General features: G+C 40.9%; 17 protein-coding genes. 16 read left to right on the top strand and 1 reads right to left on the bottom strand.

Annotated features, from left to right (window positions below; all coding sequences use genetic code 11):
- From murE to rrmA, 5 genes are read left to right on the top strand one after another with little or no spacing between them, the layout of a single operon-like run.
- A complete protein-coding gene (gene murE, locus F928_RS17340) occupies positions 1 to 1,500 on the top strand; it encodes a UDP-N-acetylmuramoyl-L-alanyl-D-glutamate--2,6-diaminopimelate ligase (protein WP_002116758.1) in 1,500 nt (499 codons plus the stop codon).
- An 8-nt stretch (positions 1,501 to 1,508) separates the two neighbouring features.
- Complete coding sequence (murF, locus tag F928_RS17335; protein ID WP_005078488.1) at positions 1,509 to 2,909, top strand: UDP-N-acetylmuramoyl-tripeptide--D-alanyl-D-alanine ligase; 1,401 nt, start codon at positions 1,509 to 1,511, stop codon at positions 2,907 to 2,909.
- On the top strand, positions 2,910 to 4,028 hold the full coding sequence (gene mraY, locus F928_RS17330) for a phospho-N-acetylmuramoyl-pentapeptide-transferase (RefSeq protein WP_002116751.1): 1,119 nt from the start codon (positions 2,910 to 2,912) through the stop codon (positions 4,026 to 4,028).
- A 59-nt stretch (positions 4,029 to 4,087) separates the two neighbouring features.
- Complete coding sequence (locus F928_RS17325; RefSeq protein WP_002116981.1) at positions 4,088 to 4,420, top strand: DUF7709 family protein; 333 nt, start codon at positions 4,088 to 4,090, stop codon at positions 4,418 to 4,420.
- 2 nt (positions 4,421 to 4,422) lie between these two features.
- Positions 4,423 to 5,247 (top strand): putative RNA methyltransferase, encoded by an 825-nt coding sequence (gene rrmA / locus F928_RS17320; RefSeq protein WP_005078486.1) that lies wholly within the window; start codon positions 4,423 to 4,425, stop codon positions 5,245 to 5,247.
- A gap of 56 nt (positions 5,248 to 5,303) precedes the next feature.
- On the opposite strand, the gene ponA is transcribed toward rrmA, so the two are convergent.
- A complete protein-coding gene (ponA, locus tag F928_RS17315; RefSeq protein WP_005078484.1) occupies positions 5,304 to 7,865 on the bottom strand; it encodes a penicillin-binding protein PBP1a in 2,562 nt (853 codons plus the stop codon).
- A 161-nt stretch (positions 7,866 to 8,026) separates the two neighbouring features.
- Between ponA and pilM the strand changes: the two genes are divergently transcribed.
- The 11 genes from pilM (at position 8,027) to F928_RS17260 (ending at position 23,297) form a co-directional block, all read left to right on the top strand.
- On the top strand, positions 8,027 to 9,085 hold the full coding sequence (pilM, locus tag F928_RS17310) for a pilus assembly protein PilM (RefSeq protein ID WP_005067078.1): 1,059 nt from the start codon (positions 8,027 to 8,029) through the stop codon (positions 9,083 to 9,085).
- Positions 9,085 to 9,726: a PilN domain-containing protein gene (gene pilN / locus F928_RS17305; protein WP_005078482.1), complete on the top strand. Its 642-nt coding sequence runs from the start codon at positions 9,085 to 9,087 to the stop codon at positions 9,724 to 9,726. Before pilM ends, pilN begins: the two co-directional genes overlap by 1 nt.
- Complete coding sequence (locus tag F928_RS17300) at positions 9,723 to 10,502, top strand: type IV pilus inner membrane component PilO (RefSeq protein WP_005067082.1); 780 nt, start codon at positions 9,723 to 9,725, stop codon at positions 10,500 to 10,502. Before pilN ends, F928_RS17300 begins: the two co-directional genes overlap by 4 nt.
- 11 nt (positions 10,503 to 10,513) lie before the next feature.
- The gene (gene pilP, locus F928_RS17295; RefSeq protein WP_005078479.1) at positions 10,514 to 11,041 is read left to right on the top strand and encodes a pilus assembly protein PilP; all 528 of its coding nucleotides are present in this window, start codon (positions 10,514 to 10,516) and stop codon (positions 11,039 to 11,041) included.
- A 62-nt stretch (positions 11,042 to 11,103) separates the two neighbouring features.
- On the top strand, positions 11,104 to 13,230 hold the full coding sequence (gene pilQ / locus F928_RS17290) for a type IV pilus secretin PilQ (RefSeq protein ID WP_005078477.1): 2,127 nt from the start codon (positions 11,104 to 11,106) through the stop codon (positions 13,228 to 13,230).
- A gap of 11 nt (positions 13,231 to 13,241) precedes the next feature.
- Positions 13,242 to 13,811, top strand: coding sequence for a shikimate kinase AroK (gene aroK, locus F928_RS17285; protein WP_002116987.1), 570 nt, complete (start codon positions 13,242 to 13,244; stop codon positions 13,809 to 13,811).
- A 28-nt stretch (positions 13,812 to 13,839) separates the two neighbouring features.
- Positions 13,840 to 14,922 carry a 3-dehydroquinate synthase gene (gene aroB / locus F928_RS17280; protein WP_005078475.1) on the top strand — a complete coding sequence of 361 codons (1,083 nt, stop codon included), beginning with the start codon at positions 13,840 to 13,842 and terminating at the stop codon, positions 14,920 to 14,922.
- Between the two features lie 16 nt (positions 14,923 to 14,938).
- The gene (locus tag F928_RS17275) at positions 14,939 to 15,808 is read left to right on the top strand and encodes a hypothetical protein (RefSeq protein WP_005078473.1); all 870 of its coding nucleotides are present in this window, start codon (positions 14,939 to 14,941) and stop codon (positions 15,806 to 15,808) included.
- 461 nt (positions 15,809 to 16,269) lie between these two features.
- Positions 16,270 to 20,745, top strand: a complete 4,476-nt coding sequence (gene gltB / locus F928_RS17270; protein WP_014207826.1) for a glutamate synthase large subunit — start codon at positions 16,270 to 16,272, stop codon at positions 20,743 to 20,745.
- Between the two features lie 69 nt (positions 20,746 to 20,814).
- Positions 20,815 to 22,236: a glutamate synthase subunit beta gene (gene gltD / locus F928_RS17265; RefSeq protein WP_002117101.1), complete on the top strand. Its 1,422-nt coding sequence runs from the start codon at positions 20,815 to 20,817 to the stop codon at positions 22,234 to 22,236.
- 173 nt (positions 22,237 to 22,409) lie between these two features.
- Entirely contained in the window at positions 22,410 to 23,297 is an 888-nt protein-coding gene (locus tag F928_RS17260; protein ID WP_002117027.1) for a metal-dependent hydrolase, read from the top strand.
- The last annotated feature ends 26 nt before the right edge of the window (positions 23,298 to 23,323 follow it).

Raw genomic sequence — 23,323 nt, 5'->3', positions numbered from 1 at the left:
ATGTCTGTTTCTTTCCAAGAGATTAATCCAGTCGAGATCGATGCACAGTGGTCTAAACAGCCTTTTCAAGGCTTTAGTTTAGACAGCCGTAAGGTTGTGTCAGGCCAGATCTTTATCGCTTTGACCAGTTATAGCCAACCTGAAAAAACACGCGCTTTTGCTGAGTCAGCTTTAGCTAATGGTGCACTTGCTATTATTAGCGAAACTGAGTTGGGCGTAGCAAATGAGTGGGTGTGTTCTGATGTGCGTCAACGTATGGGTGAGTGGCAAGAACGTTATTTACAGCGTATAGATCCCGCAGTACCAGTGCGTATTATTGCAGTGACTGGTACAAATGGTAAAACCACAATTTCGCGTCTAGTGGCTGAATTAATTAGTTCACAACAACAGCGCTGTGCTGTGATGGGCACTACAGGCAATGGTATTTTACCAGACTTAACACCATCAACTCACACTACGCTTGATGCTTTACAACTGCAAAATGCATTGCATGAGTATGCAAAACAAGATGCGACTTTTGCTTCTTTAGAGGCAAGCTCACATGGTTTGGAACAAGGTCGTTTGAATGGTTGTGCGATTGAGATTGCTGTTTATAGCAATTTGAGTCGTGACCATCTGGATTACCACGGCACTTTAGAGGCTTACGCAGAAGCGAAGGCTCTTTTATTCCGTTTTAGCTCTTTAAAAGTAGCCGTTATTAATTTAGATGATGAGCATGCAGCTCTCATGATTAATGCAGTAAAGCAAAATCCTGCTCAACCGAAAATTTTAACGTATTCACTTACTCAAAATACTGCTGATTATTATATTACTGACCTGAGTTACAGTTTAGCAGGAGCGACATTTAATTTAGTGAGCCCGCAAGGTTCTTTTGCTGTGCAAAGTCCATTGTTAGGGCATTTTAATGTCGAAAACTTGGTTGCAGCACTTATTGCTGCTGAGCAAGCAGGTTTTGATTTAGAACCATTAGTTAGTTTTGTTCCTAAACTAATTGGTGCCCCAGGTCGAATGCAAGTTATTCGTGATGGTGAGCGTTTATTTGTTGTTGATTATGCGCATACACCAGATGCATTAATTCAAGTGCTTAAAACCTTAAAACGTCATGTGTCTAATCAACTTTGGGCTGTATTTGGGTGTGGCGGGGACCGCGATCGCGGTAAGCGCCCATTAATGACTCAAGCAGCTTTAGACGGCGCAAATCCAGTTATTTTGACGTCGGATAACCCAAGAACAGAAGACCCTGAACAAATTTTTGCTGACATGAAGCAAGGAATCGACTTTTCAGGGCACCGTATGCATGAAATTCATGACCGCCGTGAAGCAATTAAATTTGTTGCACAGCAGGCTCAGGCTGGTGATATTGTTGTAATTGCCGGTAAAGGACATGAAAATTATCAAGAAATTAATGGCGTACGTCACTGGTTTGATGATGTTGTTGAAGTGCGTTCTGCGATTGATGCACAACATCACACTGTAGACGCTGCTTACCCTGCACAATAGGACAAATTATGCATACTTCAACCACCAGTACCGTGCCTTTGGAACCGTGGACAGCTCAACAATTACAACAGGCAACACAGGGCTACTGGCATAAAGACCAAATCCCTCAAACTGAAATTAAACGTATTTTGACGGACTCTCGTCATGCGGAAACTGGGGATGCCTTTTTAGCACTAAAAGGTGAGCGTTTCGATGCGCATGATTTCGTTGCGCAAGTTGCTGCAAATGGTTGTCAAATAGCTATTGTTGAACGTCCGCTAGATGTAGATATTGCGCAACTCGTTGTTGCCGATACCCGATTGGCTTTAGGGCAACTCGGCGCTTATCGCCGTGAGCAAAACTCACAATTAAAGGTGATTGCCTTAACGGGAAGTAGTGGTAAAACTACAACCAAAGAAATGCTGGGAAGTATATTGTCGCGCTTAGCGCCGACACTAATCACCCGAGGGAATTTAAATAATGACCTTGGTGTACCAATGATGTTGCTAGAGCTTCGCAAGGAACATCAATATGCGGTGATGGAGTTGGGTGCAAGCCATCAAGGCGAGATTGATTACACATCAAAACTCGTTCAGCCTCATGTTGCGGGCATATTAAATATTGGTACAGCTCATTTAGGCGAATTTGGTGGCCGTGAAGGTATTTGCCGCGCAAAATCAGAAATTTATCGTCATATTTTACCAAATGGTGTTGCAATTGTGCCGCAACAAGATGACTTCACTGCCGAGATTCTTGATGCTGCGAAAGTTCATCGTATTTCTACATTTGGTGTAGGAGGCGATATCTATGCAACAGATGTGGAGTTACTGCCTCAATCAACGAATTTTATCCTTCATACACCACAAGGTAGCAGTGCAGTTAAGCTTCCTTTTGCGGGTGAGCATAATGTTCAAAATGCGACCGCAGCTGTAGCTTTTGCTTTGGCAATTGGTATTGGACTAGAAGATATTGTCCAAGGTTTAGAGCTAGCTCAGGGAGCCAAAGGTCGTCTTAACTTTATTCAAAAGTCACCTTACTTATTTATTGATGATACCTACAATGCCAATCCGACTTCTATGCGTGCTGCTGCACAAGTGTTGTTGCAGCAACAAGGCGTAAAAGTGATGGTCATGGGGGATATTGGTGAGTTAGGTGATAGCAGTTGGCAAGAGCATTATGATTTAGGTCGTGATCTTGCCGAACTTCCTTTAGATCATATTATTGCAGTTGGACAGTTCGCTCCAGCTGCTCTCGAGGGTGCAGACTCTCATTCTAATAAAGTGAAAGCATTTCAGACACAAGCTGAGGCGCTTCCATTTTTAATCAATCTAATCCAAACACATCAACCCCAGTCCATGAGTTTCCTGTTTAAAGGTTCTCGCTTTACTCATATGGAAACGTTGATGGCTGATTTGATGGAGAAACTTTAAATGCTGTTATGGTTGTTTGAACAACTTGCGGGCTATCACAGCTCGTTTCAGGTCGTTCGTTATTTAACATTACGTTCTTTACTCAGTGTATTAACTTCACTGACCATTGGTCTGGTCCTTGGGCCGATCATGATTCGTAAATTACAAGCGTTAAAATACGGTCAGGCAGTAAGTTCGTTTGCTCCTGAAAATCATGCTAAAAAAATGGGTACACCAACGATGGGCGGAATTTTAATTCTGCTTTCAATTGGTATTAGTACTTTACTATGGGCTGATTTATCTAACCCTTATGTCTGGATTGTGCTTGGTGTAATGGTTGTATTCGGTGCTGTAGGCTGGGCAGATGACTGGATTAAAATTCGCTATAAAGACAATGCAGGTTTACCTGCACGTAAGAAGTTTTTCTGGACTTCTGTTGCATCGCTGGGTGCTGGTATTGCGTTATATTTAATCGCAACTCAACAGTCCAATGCAGAACATACCGCAAACATGTTGGATTTATTGATTCCATTCTTTAAGAATCTTTCAATTCCACTCTCAATTGTTCCTTTAGGTCTGGCATTTATTGTATTTACCTATCTAGTGATTAATGGTGCTTCTAACGCAGTTAACTTAACAGATGGTTTAGATGGCTTGGCAATCATGCCAGTTGTCATGGTAGCTACGGGCTTAGGCGTATTTGCTTACTTGTCTGGTGACATCCGTTTCGCTAACTACTTACATATTCCATATGTGAAATATACATCTGAACTCGTAGTAATCTGTTCTGCCATGATTGGTGCTGGTTTGGCATTCCTTTGGTATAACGCGCATCCTGCTCAAGTATTTATGGGGGATGTCGGTGCTTTAGCTTTAGGTGCGATGCTTGGAACAATTGCAGTTATGGTTCGTCAAGAAATCGTATTTGCAATTATGGGTGGTGTATTTGTAATGGAGGCAGTATCTGTATTCTTACAAATTGGCTCTTTGCGTATGCGTAATAAACGTGTGTTCTTAATGGCGCCGCTGCATCATCACTATGAAAAGCAGGGCTGGAAAGAAACGCAAGTTGTGATCCGTTTTTGGATTATTACAATTATATTAGTAGTTTTAGGTCTAATGACTTTAAAATTGCGATAGATCTTATTTTAGTGTCAATATAAAGCCAGTACTACTGGCTTTTTTTATTGGAGAGGTGAATGACAAAAGTTGCTGGTCTAGACCAATTATCGGTGATTAATCAAAAAGTAGTTGGAGAGGGCGAGGTATTACCTCAAGTTGTACTTAAAGATGGAAGTCAGGTGCAAACAGGAACTGTAGCAACAATGCTGCACAATATTGAATTATACAATGCAGGGCAAAGAGGACAAATTGAGGAAGAGCTAAAGATCGCAATTCCAACGTTAGTCAAAGTAGGTCTGTTTGATTTGTTTCAGGTAGATGAATGGATTAATGGTACAAATGCAGGTCGCACCTTTGTTGGACTACACGCAAAGACTTATTTACAACAAAAAGAACAAGAGAATAATTAAAAGTGGCTAAGCAAGTTTTAATGTGTCCTGTGTGTCGTCAGTCCCTGAATTTAACTGAACGAACTTGGCGATGTGAGCAAGGACATAGTTATGATGTAGCTAAACAAGGCTATGTCAATTTACATGTGGTGCAACATAAACATAGTAAAAACCCAGGGGATACGCCCGAGTCAGTCGATGCGCGACGAGCTTTTTTGCAAGGTGGTTATTATCAGCCTTTACAGCAGGCTGTAGTCGCTTTATTAAAGCAATTAGATGTAAAAGCAATACTCGATATCGGATGTGGTGAGGGCTACTATACAAGTGCTATGCAGCAAGTTGTTGAGCAGTGTGTTGGAGTTGATATTGCAAAAAACGCGGTACAACGTGCGGCAAAACTCAACACTGAAGTAACTTGGGTGGTGGGAACAGGAGCAACTTTACCTGTATTGGATAGGAGTATGGATGCTTGCACCAGTTTATTTAGCCCAATTCCGCAAGCAGAAATTGCGCGTGTTTTAAAAGATGAGGGTCATTTAATTGTTGTTACGCCTGCTTCTGAACATTTGTATGCCATGCGTGAGGCTTTATTTGAGCAAGTTAATCCTCACACACCAGAAAAGTTTGTAGAGCAACTACAAGATTTGTTTGAATTAAAGCAAGAGCAAATTATTGATGCGCCTTTTGTGCTTGATCAACAGGCTCTAAAAAATCTGATTGCTATGACACCTTATGCTTATAAAGCCTCTCCTGAGCGCCGTTCGCAGTTAGAGCAGCAGTCACAATTAGAAATAACTGCATCTTTTCAAATTTATGTCTTTCAGAAGCGCAATAAAAAAGCCATCTAACGATCTATTTTAAGAGCGCAAAAAAAGAAGCCATCTGATGATGGCTTCTTTTTTTGCTATTCAATCTGATTAATCAGATTTTCTAATTCATCTTTTTCTCGCTTAGGAGTGGACTCCTGTGAAGGTCTCATGGCAGGAGGCGCAGCTTTTGACGGAATAACAATTTCTTCACCTGGTAAATCGGAAAAGTCATTGTCATTGCTTAGTTTTGGTTGTGGCGGTGCTGGTCGATAGAGCGGACGTGCTAGTGGTGGAGCCGCACGATAAGTCTTCTTATCAGCTACTTCTGTTGTGGTTTCTTGTTGGTCACGTGAAATAGGACCTTTAGCATCTTTATCTAAACGGACCCAAGCTGCTGGCGTACCTTGCAATGCTTGACCCATAAAGTTAATCCAGATCGGCAATGCGGCAATACCACCATATTCACGACGGCCAAGCGTAGTCGGTTGGTCAAATCCAACCCATGCTACAGTCACTAACTTGCCGTTGAAGCCTGCAAACCATGCATCTTTTGCATCATTCGTAGTACCTGTTTTACCGCCTAAATCACTACGGCCAATTTTAAGTGCAGCACGACCTGTACCATGCTCGATTACATCACGTAAGATGTTCGCCATATCATAAGCAGAGCTTGATTTTAAAATACGTTGAGCTTGGCGATATTGACTGTTGTTTTTGTCAGTCTGTTTAAGATTAAGCTGCTTAGCTGCGTTTTCTTTCTGTTCTATGTCTTTATTCGTAACTTCAATGACTTCATCATCAGTCGTTGTAGGTTTTTGTTCATCACCTGTCGTGTCAGGTGCATTAATACATGGAATACACGCGTATTCTGGTTTAGCTTCATAAATGACTTTGCCGTAAGCATCTTCAATACGTTGAATGAAATGCGGTTGAACACGGTAGCCACCGTTTGCAAACGTTGCATAACCAGTTGCCATTTGAATTGGTAATACTTGAGGAGTACCTAAGGCAATGGTGTAGTTGCGTGGAATTTGATCTTCCTGTAAACCGAAATCCATAAATAATTGGCGGGTACGTTCAATCCCTACAGTTTGTAGAAGTCTTACTGATACGGTATTACGAGACAAATATAAAGCACGACGTAATGGGATCATACCTAAGTAACGCCCATCAGAGTTCCGCGGTGTCCATTTGCCAATCGTAATTGGGCTATCATTCACCATGCTATACGGTGTCATGCCTCTTTCTAATGCTAAAGCATAGAGGAATGGCTTGATTGTAGAACCCGGTTGACGCCACCCTTGTAAGGCACGGTTAAATTTTGATTGGTAGAAGTTGTAGCCACCTACAATTGCTTCAATTGAACCATCATTCGGGTTAATTGCAATGAGTTGACCTTGAACTTTTGGAACCTGAACTAAAGACCATGCTGTTTTATTATCATTTGGGCGTAAACGAACAATATCTTTAACTTTAACAATTTGGGACGCACGTGAAGGAGCGCCACCTACGCTATTTGCATTGCGATAGGGGCGTGCCCATGACATGCCAGACCATTGAACCGTAACGGTTGAGCCATCTTGCATTAATGCTTCAAAAGAGCTGCTATTTACCTTAGTAACTTGTGCAGGATAGGTGTTGGCATATGCTCTAAATTCAGTTAACGGTTTGTCATGTGCTTCTGCACCACGCCAGCCATGGCGACGGTCATAAGCTTCAAGACCATCTTGCACAGCTTTTTCTGCAATCGCTTGGCGTTTAGCATTAATTGTTGTGTAGACTTTATAACCAGAATCAATGGCTTGTTCACCGAAATGCTTTACAAGTTCTGAACGAACCATTTCCCCAGCATAGGGATGAATATTATTTAAATCCCGATTGGGCATATTTAAATTGATCGGCTCTGCAACTGCTTTTTGATATTCTGCTTGAGAAATATAACCCAGCTGTAACATACGGCCTAAAATCCAGTTGCGTCGTTCGAGTGCGCGCTCAGGATTAACTACAGGGTTATATTTAGATGGTGCTTTGGGCAAACCAGCAATCATTGCCATTTGAGCAATGCTGAGCTCATTAATGCTTTTGTTGTAATAAATTTTGGCTGCTGCCGCGATACCATACGCATTTTTCCCTAAGAAGATTTTATTCACATAGAGGCTGAGAATTTCTTCTTTAGATAAATTTTGCTCAATTTTTCGAGCCAAAAAGATTTCGGTTATTTTACGTTTTAGGGTTCTTTCTGGACTCAAATAATAGTTCTTTGCAACTTGCATAGTGATTGTTGAACCACCAGTTTGCACATCTGAACCCGTCACACTTTCGCTCAAAGCACGACCTAAACCCTTAAAACTGATCCCGCTATGTTCAAAGAAAGAAGAGTCTTCTGCTGCTAAAAATGCATGAATAAAAGCAGGAGGAATTTGTTTGTATTCAACCGGAATAGAAAGCTTACCACCGTACTCGGCAATCAGTTGATTGTCTGAAGTGTAGACCTGTAATGGTTTTAAGAGGGGAGCTTTTTTTAGTGAACTCATTTCTGGAAGCGATGGGGCGATATAGAGATACATGCCATAAAAGCCCATCGGAAGTGAGACTAAGATAATAATAATGATCAAAAAAATTGGACGCACGAAGCCCAAACTGGATAGCTTTTTCATGATAAGTAAGCTTTAATAAGATCGAATACAAACTAATTGTGGTCAGTATAGCCTTTAGACATGCGGATTGTTAGATGAGATATTGTATCCGTGTAAAAATAAAGACCTAGATTATTGGTTTGTAATTTTTTTTGGGGATAAAAAAATAATAGGACAATAGTGTGCTCAGGTTATATCGTAAACCGAATAAGGGGTTAATGGGTGTCGATATTAGTTCGACTTCTGTTAAGTTGTTAGAGCTCTCTGTTAAGAACGGTAAATATTGGGTAGAAAGCTATGCTTTAACGCCTTTACCTGAGAACAGTGTAGTTGAAAAAAATATCTTGAATCCAGAAGCAGTTGCAGAAGCTTTGGAACGGGCGATGAATTTAGCAAATCCCCATACCACTAACGCTGCAATTGCTGTTCCAACATCGACGGTTATTCATAAAACCATCGAAATGGATGCAGATATGAACGATGATGAACGTGAAGTTCAGATTCGATTAGATGCGGAGCAATATATACCGTTCCCTTTAGATGAGGTGAGCCTTGATTTTGAGGTTTTACCAGATCGACTGCCGAATCCAAATCGTGTGAATGTACTTTTAGTCGCAACACGAACAGAAAATGTTGAAACACGTGTAGAAGTATTGGAACTGGTTGATTTAACGCCTAAGCTTGCTGATGTTGAAAGTTATGCTGTCGAGCGTGCTTTTAGTGTGTTTGCTGATAGCTTACCCATGGGTGCAAATACCATTGGTATTTTAGATATTGGCCATACCATGACCACATTATCGGTTATGCAAAATGGCAAAATCATTTATACCCGTGAACAAGTCTTTGGCGGTAAACAGCTTACTTTGGAAATTCAAAGCCGTTACGGTTTGTCATTAGAAGAAGCGGGACGCGCTAAAAAAGAACGTTCTTTGCCAGATGATTATGACATCGAAATCTTAGAACCATTTTTAGATGCTGTAGTTCAGCAAGCTGCTAGATCTCTACAATTTTTCTTCTCTTCATCCCAATTCAATGAAATTGACCATATTTTGCTAGCGGGTGGCAATGCCAACATTCCAGGGCTTGCTAAATTATTGCAGCAGAAACTCGGTTACCGAGTCACTATTGCCAATCCATTTTTACAAATGGGTTTCTCTCCTCAAGTCGACGTTCAAAAAATTGAAAATGATGCTTCTTCATTAATGGTGGCATGTGGCTTGGCTTTAAGGAGTTTTGATTAATGGCAACAATTAATTTACTCCCTTGGCGTGATGGGCTTAGGGAGCAGCGTAAAAAACAATTTATTATTTTATGTTTTGGGGTCGTTGTTTTGGGGATAACCACTGTATTTGCAGGGTGGTTTTATTTGAATCAAAAATTAAATGATCAAGAACAAGCAAATCAGCTCATCATCAGTACAAACCAGAATCTAGATCAACAACTTAAAACCTTAAATGGCTTGCAAGAACAGCGCGATGCAATTATTGAGCGTATGAAGCTCATTCAAGGTTTGCAAAGCCAGCGTCCGGTCGTTGTACGTTTGGTGGATGAATTAGTACGTGTGACCCCGGCAGCCATGTATTTGACTAAATTCAGTCGAACCGGAGATAAATTTACGATTGAAGGTAAAGCGGAAAGTCCAAATACGGTTGCAGAATTATTACGTAATCTCGAAGCATCGCCATGGTATCGCAACGCTTTTATGAGTTCTTTCTTGGTGACCGAAGAGAAAAAAGATAAGGCTATCAGTTCTTTGCTTCCTAGAGTTGAAGATAGCTATGGCAGTTTTGTTGTCACTGTTGATGTAGGGGAAATGGGTGTGACTATAACAGATGATACCGCCAATACGTCTGTAGGTACGGATAAGGAGGCGGCAAAATGAGTCCTGATGAACTTCATGAGCTGTCTTTAGAACAAGCTCCATCTAAGAAAAAAAAGATCACCTTAGAAAAATTTCTTCAGCAATTTAACACGCTCGATATGAACAGTTATGGCAGCTGGCCATTATCTGTGAAAATTACGTGTTGGATTTTTATTTTCTTTGCTGTACTGGCTTTAGGGTATTTTGTTGCTATTCAACCAAAGCTACAAGCAATTGATAATGCTCAAGCACAAGAAAGTAATTTATTAAATGAGTTTCGAGAAAAAGACTCAAAATTACGCAACTTGCAGCAATACCAGCTTCAGCTTCAAGAGATGCAAGCCAACTTCAATCAGCAGTTAGAACAATTGCCAAAAGAAACCGAAATTCCAAGTTTAGTTGAAGATATTAACTTAACGGGGGTGAATTCTGGTCTGAAGTTTAAAAATATCCGCTTAGAAGATGAAGTGAAGCAGGAAATTTTTATTGAACAGCCTATTACTATCGAAGCAACTGGGGATTATCACGCTTTCGGTGCTTTTGTTAGCAGTATTGCGGCATTACCACGTATTGTGACGATGCATGATTTTATTGTTGAAGCTGCTCCTGTTAAGGATGGGAAGTCAGATATTCCTGTGCTTAATTATTCTATCAAAGCAAAAACTTATCGCTATATGGGCGCGGTTGAAAACCAAAATAACAGTGATCCTCAAGTAATAAATGGTGAAAGTCAGATAAACGCCTCCGATAGCCGTAATGCACATATTCCTTCTATAAAGAAGTCAAAGCGAAAGTAGGAGGATAACTAATGAAACTAAAGAAAATTTTACTTTCTCTGGGGATAGGCTTGGTTTTGGTTGGATGCGACTCTAGAATCGACGCCGTAAATCAACAAATGGCCGATATACGTAATCAGCCACCACAAGCTATAGAATCGGCACCTGTTTTTACACCTGTGCCACAATTTAATTATGCAGCCCATCAGTTAAAGAGCCCATTTTTACCAAGCTCACTTGCTGCTGAGCTGAAAATTATGGCGGGGAAACGAGTATATCCGAATTTCTCACGTGCACCACAGCCACTCGAAAGCTATGCATTAGAGTCCTTAAATATGAAAGGAAGTATGCGTAATAGCCGCGGGCAAGTCATGGCTCTGATCCAAACACCTGATCAACAAATTGAGCGAGTGCAGGTAGGGAACTATATCGGGATGAATCAAGGTCGAATTACCCATATTGGTCCTACTCAGATTGATTTGGTGGAGATTGTCCCTGATGGGCGAGAAGGCTATGTGGAGAGACCAAGAACCTTAGTGTTAATTGGACCCGCACCCTAAAATTTAGGGAATAACAAAGAAAAAATTATTTTTAAAGATTATTTATTGGGGATGGTTAGACAATGAATCAGGTATTCCGTCAGTTTTCTATGGGAGCTGTGGCGATTGCAATTATGCAGGTTGCGTCTGCACAGGTCAGCATGACTAATATTGTACCGATGCAAATAGCGGGTCAGGGAACAGAAATTCGAGTGATATTTAATGGCTTGCCACCGCAACCACAAGCATATCAGCTTGAGAATCCTTCACGTTTGATTTTAGACTTTAATAAAGCGCAGCAGAATTTAACAGAGTCAAAAGTGGCGATTGGAACGGATGAAGCGAGTTCGGTCGATGTAAGCTCTGATGATCAGCGTTCACGTTTAACTGTAAATTTGAAAGAGGCAGGTGCTTTTACTACTCGTATTGAAGGCAACACTTTTATTTTAAAGATTAATTCTGCGCAAGTTGTAGCTAAACCTGTATCAGCAAGTGCAATGCAAACCCAAGGTGTTTCAAACATCGGCTTCCAACGCGGTAGTCAAGGGGAAGGTCTTATTGTTATTGACCTGTTGGGGAGTAATACCCCTGTTGATGTGCAACAACAAGGCAGCAAAGTTGTAGTAAAAACTTTGGGTTCTAAAATTCCTACTCATTTAGCTAAGCGCTTAAATGTAAATGATTTTGCAACGCCTGTTTCGACCATTGAATCTTATAATGATAAAGGCAACGGTGTTATTACGATTCAATCTACTGGTAGCTATGAATATATGGCTTATCAGGCGGAAAATAAATTAACCATCAGCCTCAAGCGTCCTCAAGATAAAAGTGTAAACATTTCATCTAAACCAGCTAATTATTCTGGTAATAAGCTTTCTCTTGATTTTCAAGATATTGAAGTTCGTCGCGTTTTACAATTACTTGCTGATTTTACTGGCATTAATATGGTTGCGGCTGACAGTGTGCAAGGTAACATCACTTTGCGTTTAAAAGATGTTCCATGGGATCAGGCACTTGATATTATTTTAAAAACTAAAAATTTAGATAAACGCAGAAATGGTAATGTAATTTGGATTGCTCCAGTTGCGGAACTGATCAAGGCAGAAGACGATGAGGCAAAAGCTTTAGCACAAACTATTAAATTGGCACCGATCCAAACAGATTATATTCGTTTGAATTATGCAAAAGCAGCAGATGTCCTTAAACTAATTGAAGAGACTCGTGATGGCAAGACAGCTGTCGCAAATCGTACAGCAGGTTCAGACTCTCTTGCTTTAGAAAGCTTATTAAGCTCAAGAGGTAGTGCTGTTGCCGATACGCGTACTAATACTTTGATTGTAAATGATACAGCCCAAAATATTGATAAAGTTCGTAAAATGATTGATTTGATTGATGTACAGATCAAACAAGTCATGGTGGAAGCTCGAATTGTAAGAGCCTCTACTTCTTTTACTAAAGAGCTCGGTGTTAAATGGGGAATATTATCGCAAGGGATTACCAACAATAATAATTTATTAGTTGGTGGTAGCGAAACGACCTTATGGAATTTACGAGAGCCCAAAAAGGATGAGACTACGGGTGGTTATAAATACACGATTGAACGTCCAGATAACTTAAATGTCGATTTAGGTGTAACCAATCCGGCTGGAAGTATTGCCTTTGGCTTGATTAGTATGTCTGATTTTATGCTTGATCTCGAACTTTCTGCATTACAAGCTGACGGTTATGGTGAGGTGATTTCTACACCTAAAGTGATGACCGCAGACAAACAACCTGCGAGAGTGGCAACAGGTCAACAAGTTCCTTATCAAACCACGACGAATTCTGCTGCGGGTGCTACAGCAAGTACATCATTTAAAGATGCACTATTAAGCCTAGATGTTACCCCGAGCATTACGCCTGACGGTAAAATTCAAATGAAATTGGATATTTCTAAGGATTCTGTAGCTGGCGAAGCACCTAATGGTGAATTAATTTTAAATAAAAATAATATTAATACCAATGTACTTGTTAATAATGGTGAGACAGTCATTTTAGGAGGGGTGTTTGAGCAGACTACTTCTAATTCACAAACCAAGGTTCCTTTCTTTGGAGACATTCCTGTAGTTGGGCGTTTATTTAGAAAAGATGTGAAATCTGATGATAAGCAAGAGTTACTGATTTTCGTTACGCCACGAATTGTTAATGACACTTTGGTGAGAAATCATTAATATATTTTTTAATGAAAGCAATTGAAATAGGTGGCGCCTTGCCAAGCAAAGCGTTTGAAACCCTGCCAAATATTTATTTGGTAGGGCCCATGGGGGCAGGAAAAACAACCGTTGGACGTCATTTAGCCGAACTATTAGGGCGTGAATTTTTAGATAGTGATCATGAAATTGAACGCAAAACAGGTGCCACTATTCCCTGGATTTTTGAGAAAGAAGGGGAGTTTGGATTTCGTACTCGTGAAACAGTAGTGTTAAATGAGTTGACTTCCCGTAAAGCCTTAGTGTTGGCGACAGGTGGAGGTGCAATTACTCAAGCACCCAACCGCGAATTTCTAAAGCAACGTGGTATTGTTGTTTATCTTTACACTCCTGTAGAACTACAATTACAACGAACTTACCGCGATAAAAATAGACCTCTATTACAAGTTGAAAACCCTGAACAAAAATTACGTGATTTGTTGAAAATACGTGATCCTTTATATCGTGAAGTTGCGCATTACACGATTGAAACCAATCAGGGTGCTGCTCGTGATCTTGCTCAAAAGATTTTGCAACTTATTTTGTCCAACCCGCTAAAATAGCCAAACTTACTTGTGGTTTTATAAACTCATGCAAACTTTACATGTTGAATTAGGCGAACGCCGTTATCCTATTTTTATTGGCAGTCAACTTGATCCTAAGCAGTTACTTGAGCCTTATATTCATGGTCAACAGGTCATGATCGTGAGTAATGAAACGGTCGCTCCTTTATATTTATCTCATTATCAAGAAGCTTTAAAAAGTTTGGGTAAAACTGTAGCGACTTGTATTTTGCCAGATGGTGAGAAATATAAAGATATTCAACATCTAAATTTAATTTTTGATGCTTTACTTGAAGCTGGTTTTAATCGTGATTGTACGGTTTTAGCTTTGGGTGGTGGTGTTATCGGAGATATGGCTGGTTTTGCGTCAGCATGTTTTCAACGTGGTGTTTATTTTATTCAGGTTCCGACTACACTCCTTTCACAAGTAGACTCAAGTGTGGGTGGTAAAACGGGGATTAATCATCCTCTTGGTAAGAACATGTTGGGCGCATTTCAGCAACCTCAAGTTGTTTTGGCTGATATGGCTCAACTCGATACTTTACCAGATCGAGAGTTATCTGCCGGATTATCAGAAGTCATTAAATATGCCTTGTTGGGTGACGCTGATTTTCTTGTTTGGTTAGAGCAGAATATGGATGGGTTAATTAGGCGAGATGCTGAACTTTTAGCAGAAGCTGTTTATCGTTCATGTGCTCATAAAGCACGAATTGTGGCCAACGATGAAAAAGAGCAAGGCGAACGAGCTTTACTCAACTTGGGTCATACTTTCGGTCATGCGATTGAATCTTACCTTGGCTATGGCACTTGGTTGCATGGTGAAGCAGTAGCGACAGGCATGGTGATGGCGGCTGATTTATCACAACGTTTAGGTTGGATTTCAAGCGATGATGTAGAGCGTACAAAAAAAATTATTCAACGCGCTAATTTGCCGATATCATGTCCAAAAATTCCATTGGATGAATTCCTTGGATATATGGCGCATGATAAAAAAGTTCTCAATGGTCAATTACGTTTAGTGTTGTTAAAACAACTTGGACAAGCAGTAATTACTAAAGACTTTGATGTTGAACTCATGAAACAAGCTATTTTGGCAAATCAACACGGATAATAAATTAAGGTAACACATGACTGTATCACGTACACTTTGGCAGAATGTTCAACAATATATCTGGTTGGTGGGTGGTATCGTCTGCTTGTTGCTCGCTTTTATTTTTTGGGTAATGACCGATAGTAAAAAGCTGGTTGAAGTTGAAAAATCAGCTGATTCAGATGCCCCAGTGCAAATTCAGCCAGAGAAGGTAGCAACAACGGCTAATTTAGGGGCTTTAGCTGATGAAGTTAGACCTCTTGATTTAACAACCCGTACGGTTGCTTCTGGTCAACATGAGGCAGAGTTCCGCGGTACAAAATTTATTAATGAAAACAAGAAACAATGGACGCTTGAGCTTTTCCGTGCGTCTGATGAAGATATTATTAAAAACTTTTTAAAAAATCGTCCAGAACGAAATAAATTTATCTACTTCCGTTTAAGCGGAGATAAGCAATCTGAACAATATGTTTTGACATATGGTGTATTTAAACGTTCTGAAGATGCAATTCAGCAGTTAACCCAACTTAATCTTGATTTACCTGAATCAATTAAACCCCAACCGCAACAATTTTCGACCTATGCGCCATTAGTCAATGATTTAGGGGTGGATGAAATGAAGGGTGGTATTAGCCAAACTTATGAAGTGCGGTTACGTCCAGCTGCTCTGCCTAAAATTGATGAGTCCTTACTCATAGGAGGCGGTGTGGCTACACAACCTAAAGTGGCGGCTCCAGCCACAAACTCTACAACTCGTACAACGATTATTCGTCGAGATGCTGAGGGGAATGTTGTGGATGTACATCAGTCTAATTCGGCAGTTGATGTGGCTAAAAAGGCTCAACAGAATCGTACAACAGAACCTTCAGTAAAAAATGCAACAAATGAGGGCACAAGAGGTAATTAATTATAAGGATGTATCGCACAAATATGGTGCAATAATAATGGTTATATATATTTTTTGATCACCTGTGGTGCATATTTAGTCATTTATTAAAATGATAACGCGAATAAAATCGATCTATTTTCAATAATTATAAATACTTAATTGCAAAAAATAACATTGGCATAGTTTTTGCTTTATTCTTGTGCTTATTAATGTGCTGTAAACTATTTTAGCGCTCTAAAGAGTAAATTCTATGCAGGGTCGAGGGGTCGAACTGCTTTAAAAGAGTGCGAAATAAGTCAAAACATTTTTCTAGCAAAAACCAGTGTACGTAAAAATGGAACAGCGTATATTGGCTTATCAGCCCAAAAATTTTTTTTGTGAAACATTGAGCTAACTGTCGTCCGTAGGCACTATCGCAAAAAGAAGTTGTTTGTTTGACGCTCGAAAGAGCCTTATTGAAAGAAGGGTACGCTATGCACATGCCATCGCCTAATACTGTAGCTCCCGCTCAAGGTTTATATCAACCTGATGAGTTTAAGGATAACTGTGGTTTTGGACTGATTGCCCATATGAAGGGTGAATCAAGTCATCATCTAGTTGAAACCGCGATTCACAGTTTAAGTTGCATGACGCACCGTGGTGGTATTGCCGCAGATGGCAAGACGGGAGATGGTTGCGGCTTATTATTGGCGATGCCAAAGCAATTTTTCCGTGATGAAGCAAAAAAACTGAGTGATATTACACTGAGTGAAATTTTTGCTGTGGGTACTGTATTTTTAAATACTGATCCGGCATTAGCGCAACATTCTAAAAATATTTTAACGAAAGAAATCGAGTCAGATGGCCTACGTGTACTGGCTTGGCGTGTTGTCCCTACAAATAACGATGCATTAGGTGAAATTGCGCTTCAATCTTTACCAGCTTTTGAACAGGTCATTGTGAACTGTCCAATGGGCGTAACTGAAGTTGAATTTAACCGTAAATTATTCTTGGCACGTCGTCGTGCAGAACAACAATTACAAAATGATCCGTCATTCTATGTGACTACGCTTTGTTCGACAGTAATCAGCTATAAAGGCTTGATGATGCCGGCTGCAATTGCTGAGTTCTATACAGACTTAGCTGATGAGCGTTTAAAATCACATATCGTGGTATTCCACCAACGCTTCTCTACTAATACATTGCCGCGTTGGCCGTTGGCTCAACCATTCCGTTACCTTGCTCATAATGGTGAAATCAACACAATTACAGCAAACCGTAACTGGGCGCTGGCGCGTACTCCTAAATTTGAAAACCCATTATTACCAGGTCTTACTGAGCTTAACCCAATCGTTAACCGTACGGGTTCGGACTCTTCAAGCTTAGATAACATGCTTGAGATCTTAGTCGGTGGTGGTATGGATTTATTCCGTGCATTACGTATGCTCGTACCACCAGCTTGGCAAAACGTAGAAACTTTAGATGCAGACTTACGCGCATTCTATGAGTTCAACTCTAAACATATGGAAGCTTGGGATGGCCCAGCAGGTCTCGTTATTCAAGATGGCCGTCATGCGATCTGTATGCTTGACCGTAACGGTTTGCGTCCTGCGCGTTGGGTAATTACCAAAAATGATTACATTACCTTGGCATCTGAAATCGGTGTTTGGGGTTATGAGCCTGAAGACGTAGTTTCTAAAGGTCGTGTAGGTCCTGGCCAAATTTTGGTAGTTGATACCTTAACAGGCAAAGTACTTGATACTAAAGATGTTAGTACACATTTGAAAAATATGCGTCCGTACCGTGAGTGGTTGCGTGATCATGCGATTCGTTTAAATGCAAACCCAGAACTTGAAGAGCAATTAGTCGATAAAGGCTTAACTGGCGACGCTTTAAAAGCGGCTCAAAAAATGTTTATGGTGACATTTGAAGAGCGCGACCAGTTGTTACGTCCAATTGCTGAAAGCGGACAAGAAGCTGTTGGTTCTATGGGTGATGATACGCCAATGGCTGTATTGTCTCGTCAAGTACGCCACGTAACAGATTACTTCCGTCAACAGTTCGCTCAAGTTACGAACCCGCCAATTGACCCGCTACGTGAGTCAATTGTAATGTCGCTTGAAACCTGTTTGGGTCGTGAGCAGAATGTATTTGAGCAAGGCCCTGAGCATGCTGATCGTATCATCATCTCTAGCCCTGTATTGTCAAATTCAAAAATGCAGCAAATCCGTAGCATTGAGCGTCCGGGTTATGAAGCAGTTGATATCAATTTAAACTATGCCGAAGAAGAAGGCTTGCAAGCTGCGATCACACGTATCTGTGAAGAAGCGGCGCAAGCGGTTCGTGATGGCAAAACCTTAATTGTTTTAACAGATAAAAATATCCGTCAAGGTTTGCTGCCAGCAAACGCAGCACTTGCAACAGGTGCGGTACATCATTACCTCATCAAAACTGGCCTGCGTACTGATGCGAACATCATGGTTGAAACTGGTTTTGCACGTGATCCGCATCAATTTGCGGTATTACTTGGTTTTGGTGCAACCGCAGTTTACCCATATCTTGCATATGACGTGATCAATGACTTGATCGCTAAAGGTGAGCTTTTAGGTGACCCAATTCATGCGCAAGCAAACTTCCGTAAAGGTATTGAGAAAGGCTTATTAAAAGTTCTTTCAAAAATGGGTATCTCTACAGTTGCTTCTTATCGTGGCGGTCAGCTATTCGAAGCAGTAGGTTTATCATCAGAAGTGGTAGATCAGTGTTTCTTAGGTGTTCCAAGTCGTATTCAGGGTGCAACATTTGCTGACCTTGAAAAAGACCAGAAAAAATTAGCAGCGACAGCTTGGTCAAATCGTAAGCCAATTGATCAAGGTGGATTACTTAAATTCGTATTTGATAAAGAGTACCATGCGTTCAACCCAGATGTAATTAATGCATTACACAAAGCCGTTCGCTCTGGTAAATACGAAGACTTTAAAGAATATGCTGAGCTGGTGAATAACCGCCCAGTAGCGACTATTCGTGACTTATTTAAGTTAAAAACAACGAACTCAATTCCAGTTGAGCAAGTTGAATCAGTTGAAGATATCTTGCCTCGCTTTGACTCGGCAGGGATGTCTTTAGGTGCTCTGTCTCCAGAAGCACACGAAGCAATCGCAATCGCGATGAACACGATTGGCGGTCGTTCAAACTCTGGTGAAGGCGGTGAAGATCCTGTTCGTTACGGAACAATTCGTAACTCGAAAATCAAACAGATCGCATCTGGTCGTTTTGGTGTAACTCCTGCATACCTAACTTCTGCTGAAGTATTGCAAATTAAGGTTGCTCAAGGTGCGAAACCAGGTGAGGGTGGTCAGTTACCGGGTGGTAAAGTAAATGGCTTAATCGCACGTTTACGTTACTCGGTACCGGGTGTAACGCTAATTTCACCTCCTCCACACCACGACATTTACTCAATTGAAGATTTGTCTCAGTTAATTTTTGACTTGAAACAAGTTAACCCTAAAGCAATGGTATCTGTAAAATTGGTATCTGAGCCGGGTGTAGGTACGATTGCTGCTGGTGTTGCAAAAGCATATGCGGACTTTATTACCATTTCAGGTTATGACGGCGGTACCGCAGCATCTCCACTTTCTTCAATTCACCATGCGGGTTCTCCATGGGAATTAGGTTTGAGTGAGGCGCATCAAGCACTTCGTGTAAACGACTTGCGTGGAAAAGTACGTGTACAAACTGATGGTGGTTTAAAAACTGGTCTTGATGTAATCAAGGCAGCAATTTTAGGTGCGGAAAGTTTCGGCTTTGGTTCAACACCAATGATCGCTCTAGGTTGTAAATACCTCCGTATTTGTCATTTAAATAACTGTGCAACCGGTGTTGCAACTCAACAAGATCATTTACGTCAAGAGCACTATATTGGCGAGCCAGAAATGCTCATCAACTTCTTCCACTTTATTGCGGAAGAAACTCGTGAATGGTTAGCTGCATTGGGTGTTTCTTCATTGAAAGACTTAATTGGTCGTGTTGATTTACTTGAAGTATTGCCGGGTGAAACTGAAAAACATGCTCACCTTGATTTAAGCGCTCTGTTAACTTCTCATCCTTCTGCTGAAGGTAAAGCACAATACTGTCAAGTAGAAGGTAATGCACCATTTGATAAAGGTGTATTGGCTGAGAGAATGGTCGCTGAAATGCTTCCTGCAATTGAGTCAAGCGCTGGTGGTCAGTTCAACTTCAACGTCGTGAACTGTGACCGCTCAATCGGTGCTCGTGTTTCGGGTGAAATTGCTCGTCGCTATGGCAACTTGGGTATGGAAGCACACCCAGTTGTAATGAACTTAACTGGTACAGCTGGTCAGTCTCTTGGTGTATGGAATGCTGGTGGTTTACACATCCGTCTTGAAGGGGATGCAAACGACTACGTAGGTAAAGGTATGGCGGGTGGTCGTATTTCGATTTTCCCACCACAAGGTTCACCTTTCCAAACACAAAATACAGCAATTATTGGTAATACCTGTTTGTATGGTGCAACTGGTGGTAAGCTTTTTGCAGCAGGTACAGCGGGTGAGCGTTTTGCAGTTCGTAACTCTGGCGCATTTGCTGTAATCGAAGGTGCGGGTGACCACTGCTGTGAATATATGACAGGTGGTGTTGTGACTGTACTTGGTAAAGTAGGCCATAACTTTGGTGCTGGCATGACTGGTGGTTTTGCTTATGTACTTGACCTCGATAATGACTTCGTAGATTACTACAACCACGAGTTAATTGATTTAAATCGTATTTCAACAGAATCTATGGAAGATCATAAAGAGTTCTTGTTGCGTATTATCGATGAGCATATCAAAGAAACTGGTAGTGCTTGGGCTTATAAAATTCGCAATGAGTTCGATTTCTACAGCCGTAAATTCTGGCTTGTGAAACCAAAAGCTGCTAACTTGCAAACGCTTTTGAAAACAACACAAGCTGACCCACAATAATTCCACGACTGCAAAGACATAGGCAGGTGCGGGCAACAAGGAAATCCGCGCCTACCCACGGAGAGAGACATGGCAGAACGCCTAAATAATGACTTTCAATTTCTGGATGTACCACGCCAAGATCCAGAGAAAAAAGATATTACTGTCCGCAAAGCAGAATTTGTGGAAATTTATAAGCCTTTTACATCGGAAACTGTTACTAATCAGACTCACCGTTGTTTAGGCTGTGGTAACCCATATTGCGAATGGAAATGTCCTGTACATAACTACATTCCAAACTGGTTAAAACTTATCGCTGAAGGCCAAATTTTCCAAGCTGCTGAGCTTTGTCACCAAACGAACACATTGCCTGAGGTATGTGGTCGCGTATGCCCACAAGACCGTTTATGTGAAGGTGCTTGTACATTAAATGATGGTTTTGGTGCAGTAACCATTGGTAATGCTGAAAAATATATCAATGACACAGCTTTTGCTTTAGGCTGGCGTCCAGATATGTCAGGCGTAAAATGGACTGACAAAAAAGTTGCAATTATTGGTGCTGGTCCTGCTGGTTTAGGCTGTGCGGATATTCTAGCTCGCGGTGGCGTTAAACCAGTTGTATTTGATAAGCGTCCTGAAATTGGTGGCTTACTTACATTCGGTATTCCAGAATTTAAAATGGAAAAAGATGTGATGAAACGCCGCCGTGAAATTTTCACGGGTATGGGCATCGAATTCCGTTTGAATACTGAAATTGGTAAAGACATCACGATTGATGAATTACTTGCAGAATATGATGCGGTATTCATGGGTATGGGAACTTATACCTACATGAAAGGTGGTTTCCCAGGTGAAGATCTTGATGGTGTTTATGATGCACTTGATTTCTTAATCTCTAACGTGAATCGTTGCCAAGGTTGGGAAAAAGATCCAAGTGAATACATTAGCCTAGATGGTAAAAAAGTTATTGTTCTTGGTGGTGGTGATACCGCTATGGACTGTAACCGTACTTCTTTACGCCAAGGTGCTCACGATGTAACTTGTGCATACCGCCGTGATGAAAGCAACATGCCAGGTTCTGCGCGTGAAGTAAAAAATGCCTACGAAGAGGGTGTGAAATTCCTATTCAATCGTCAACCAGTCGAAATTGTTGGTGAAAATGGCAAAGTGACAGGCGTAAAAGTGGTAACGACACAAATGGGTGAACCAGATAGTCGTGGCCGTCGTAGCCCTGAGCCAATCCCTGGTTCTGAAGAAGTATTACCAGCTGATGCGGTTTTACTTGCTTTCGGTTTCCGCCCAAGCCCAGCAGACTGGTTTGGTAATGTGAATATCAATCTTGATGGTTCAGGCCGTGTTGTCGCAGCTGAAAAGCAAGAATTCAAATTCCAAACATCAAACCCGAAAATCTTTGCTGGTGGTGATATGGTACGTGGCTCAGACCTTGTCGTGACTGCTATTTGGGAAGGTCGTCAAGCTGCTGAAGGCATTTTGGATTATCTTGGTGTTTAATAAAGATATTTGTTAAATGACTAAAAAAAGCCTACTTCAAGTAGGCTTTTTTATTATCTACCATTAGTCACTTTGATGTTTTTGGCAAATATAATAAGCTTTTTTGCCCTTTTTAGCGTTTAAAGCTCGCGACATACTCGAAACTTCCTTCTTCAATACAGTAGGTGTTGAATATGAACATCGCAGGTATGACGGCAGAAAAATCATATTTAAATCGTCGAAAAGCGTTGGGTATTACAGTGCGTCGTCTTGAATTTAATCCAAAGGCGATTAAGCGGCACTATTTTGCAAATTCACCCGTCATGTCGCATTTTTTAACTGCACTCTCATCAACGTTTCCGGTGGGTGAGCAATTTTTTGTAAATAGCGTACGTAATGTGCGTGATAAAGTCTCAGATCCTCAACTACAAGCACAAATTGCAGCGTTTATTGGACAAGAGGCCATGCATTCCAAAGCACATAGTGAGTTTAATGAAGCTTGGCGACGGGATGATTATAATCTGGACAGTTTTCAAAATTGGCTAAATGAGCGCGATAAATATTTAAGAACAATTCCACCTAAGCTGCAATTGGCATTGACCTGTGCATTTGAACATTTCACTGCTTTACTTGGGGGATATGTCTTACAGCACCCAGAGTTATTAAAGACGCTAGATGAAGATGCGCTAAAACTTTGGGTATGGCATGCGATTGAAGAAATTGAACACCGTTCGGTTGCATTTGATGTTTATCAACATGTATATGGTGATGATCATATCCGTCGTTTACTCATGCGTAGCGTCACTACAGGATTTGCGAGTCTCGCTTTTTATGGGACAACTCGTTTATTTTGGCAAGATAAATGGAATAGCTTACCTAAAATTGGGGGTAATTTATTTGGATTATATTTGCTGATGAAGATGCTTGTTCAGTTAATGCCAGAATACTTCGCATATTACAAAAAAGACTTCCATCCGAGCCAAAAAGATTATGGTAGGATGGTTAATTATTGGAAAAGTTCTTTAGCAGAAGAATATCAAATGGCAAGTTTTGAACAAGAAAAAGATCAGCGATTGAGCTAATAGATAACCGGATTTAAAAGTCCGGT

Origin of the sequence: Acinetobacter pittii ATCC 19004 = CIP 70.29, from assembly GCF_000369045.1 — a bacterium.
Taxonomy (GTDB): Bacteria; Pseudomonadota; Gammaproteobacteria; order Pseudomonadales; family Moraxellaceae; genus Acinetobacter; species Acinetobacter pittii.
This window is presented reverse-complemented; position numbering and strand designations above follow the sequence as displayed.

Excerpts from the sequence above, each read along its gene's own strand:
- murE (WP_002116758.1), top strand. The coding sequence starts at position 1 with ATGTCTGTTTCTTTCCAAGAGATTAATCCAGTCGAGATCGATGCACAG.
- murF (WP_005078488.1), top strand. The coding sequence starts at position 1,509 with ATGCATACTTCAACCACCAGTACCGTGCCTTTGGAACCGTGGACAGCT.
- mraY (WP_002116751.1), top strand. The coding sequence starts at position 2,910 with ATGCTGTTATGGTTGTTTGAACAACTTGCGGGCTATCACAGCTCGTTT.
- F928_RS17325 (WP_002116981.1), top strand. The coding sequence starts at position 4,088 with ATGACAAAAGTTGCTGGTCTAGACCAATTATCGGTGATTAATCAAAAA.
- ponA (WP_005078484.1), bottom strand. The coding sequence starts at position 7,865 with ATGAAAAAGCTATCCAGTTTGGGCTTCGTGCGTCCAATTTTTTTGATC.
- pilN (WP_005078482.1), top strand. The coding sequence starts at position 9,085 with ATGGCAACAATTAATTTACTCCCTTGGCGTGATGGGCTTAGGGAGCAG.
- F928_RS17300 (WP_005067082.1), top strand. The coding sequence starts at position 9,723 with ATGAGTCCTGATGAACTTCATGAGCTGTCTTTAGAACAAGCTCCATCT.
- pilP (WP_005078479.1), top strand. The coding sequence starts at position 10,514 with ATGAAACTAAAGAAAATTTTACTTTCTCTGGGGATAGGCTTGGTTTTG.
- pilQ (WP_005078477.1), top strand. The coding sequence starts at position 11,104 with ATGAATCAGGTATTCCGTCAGTTTTCTATGGGAGCTGTGGCGATTGCA.
- aroK (WP_002116987.1), top strand. The coding sequence starts at position 13,242 with ATGAAAGCAATTGAAATAGGTGGCGCCTTGCCAAGCAAAGCGTTTGAA.
- aroB (WP_005078475.1), top strand. The coding sequence starts at position 13,840 with ATGCAAACTTTACATGTTGAATTAGGCGAACGCCGTTATCCTATTTTT.
- F928_RS17275 (WP_005078473.1), top strand. The coding sequence starts at position 14,939 with ATGACTGTATCACGTACACTTTGGCAGAATGTTCAACAATATATCTGG.
- gltB (WP_014207826.1), top strand. The coding sequence starts at position 16,270 with ATGCCATCGCCTAATACTGTAGCTCCCGCTCAAGGTTTATATCAACCT.
- gltD (WP_002117101.1), top strand. The coding sequence starts at position 20,815 with ATGGCAGAACGCCTAAATAATGACTTTCAATTTCTGGATGTACCACGC.
- F928_RS17260 (WP_002117027.1), top strand. The coding sequence starts at position 22,410 with ATGAACATCGCAGGTATGACGGCAGAAAAATCATATTTAAATCGTCGA.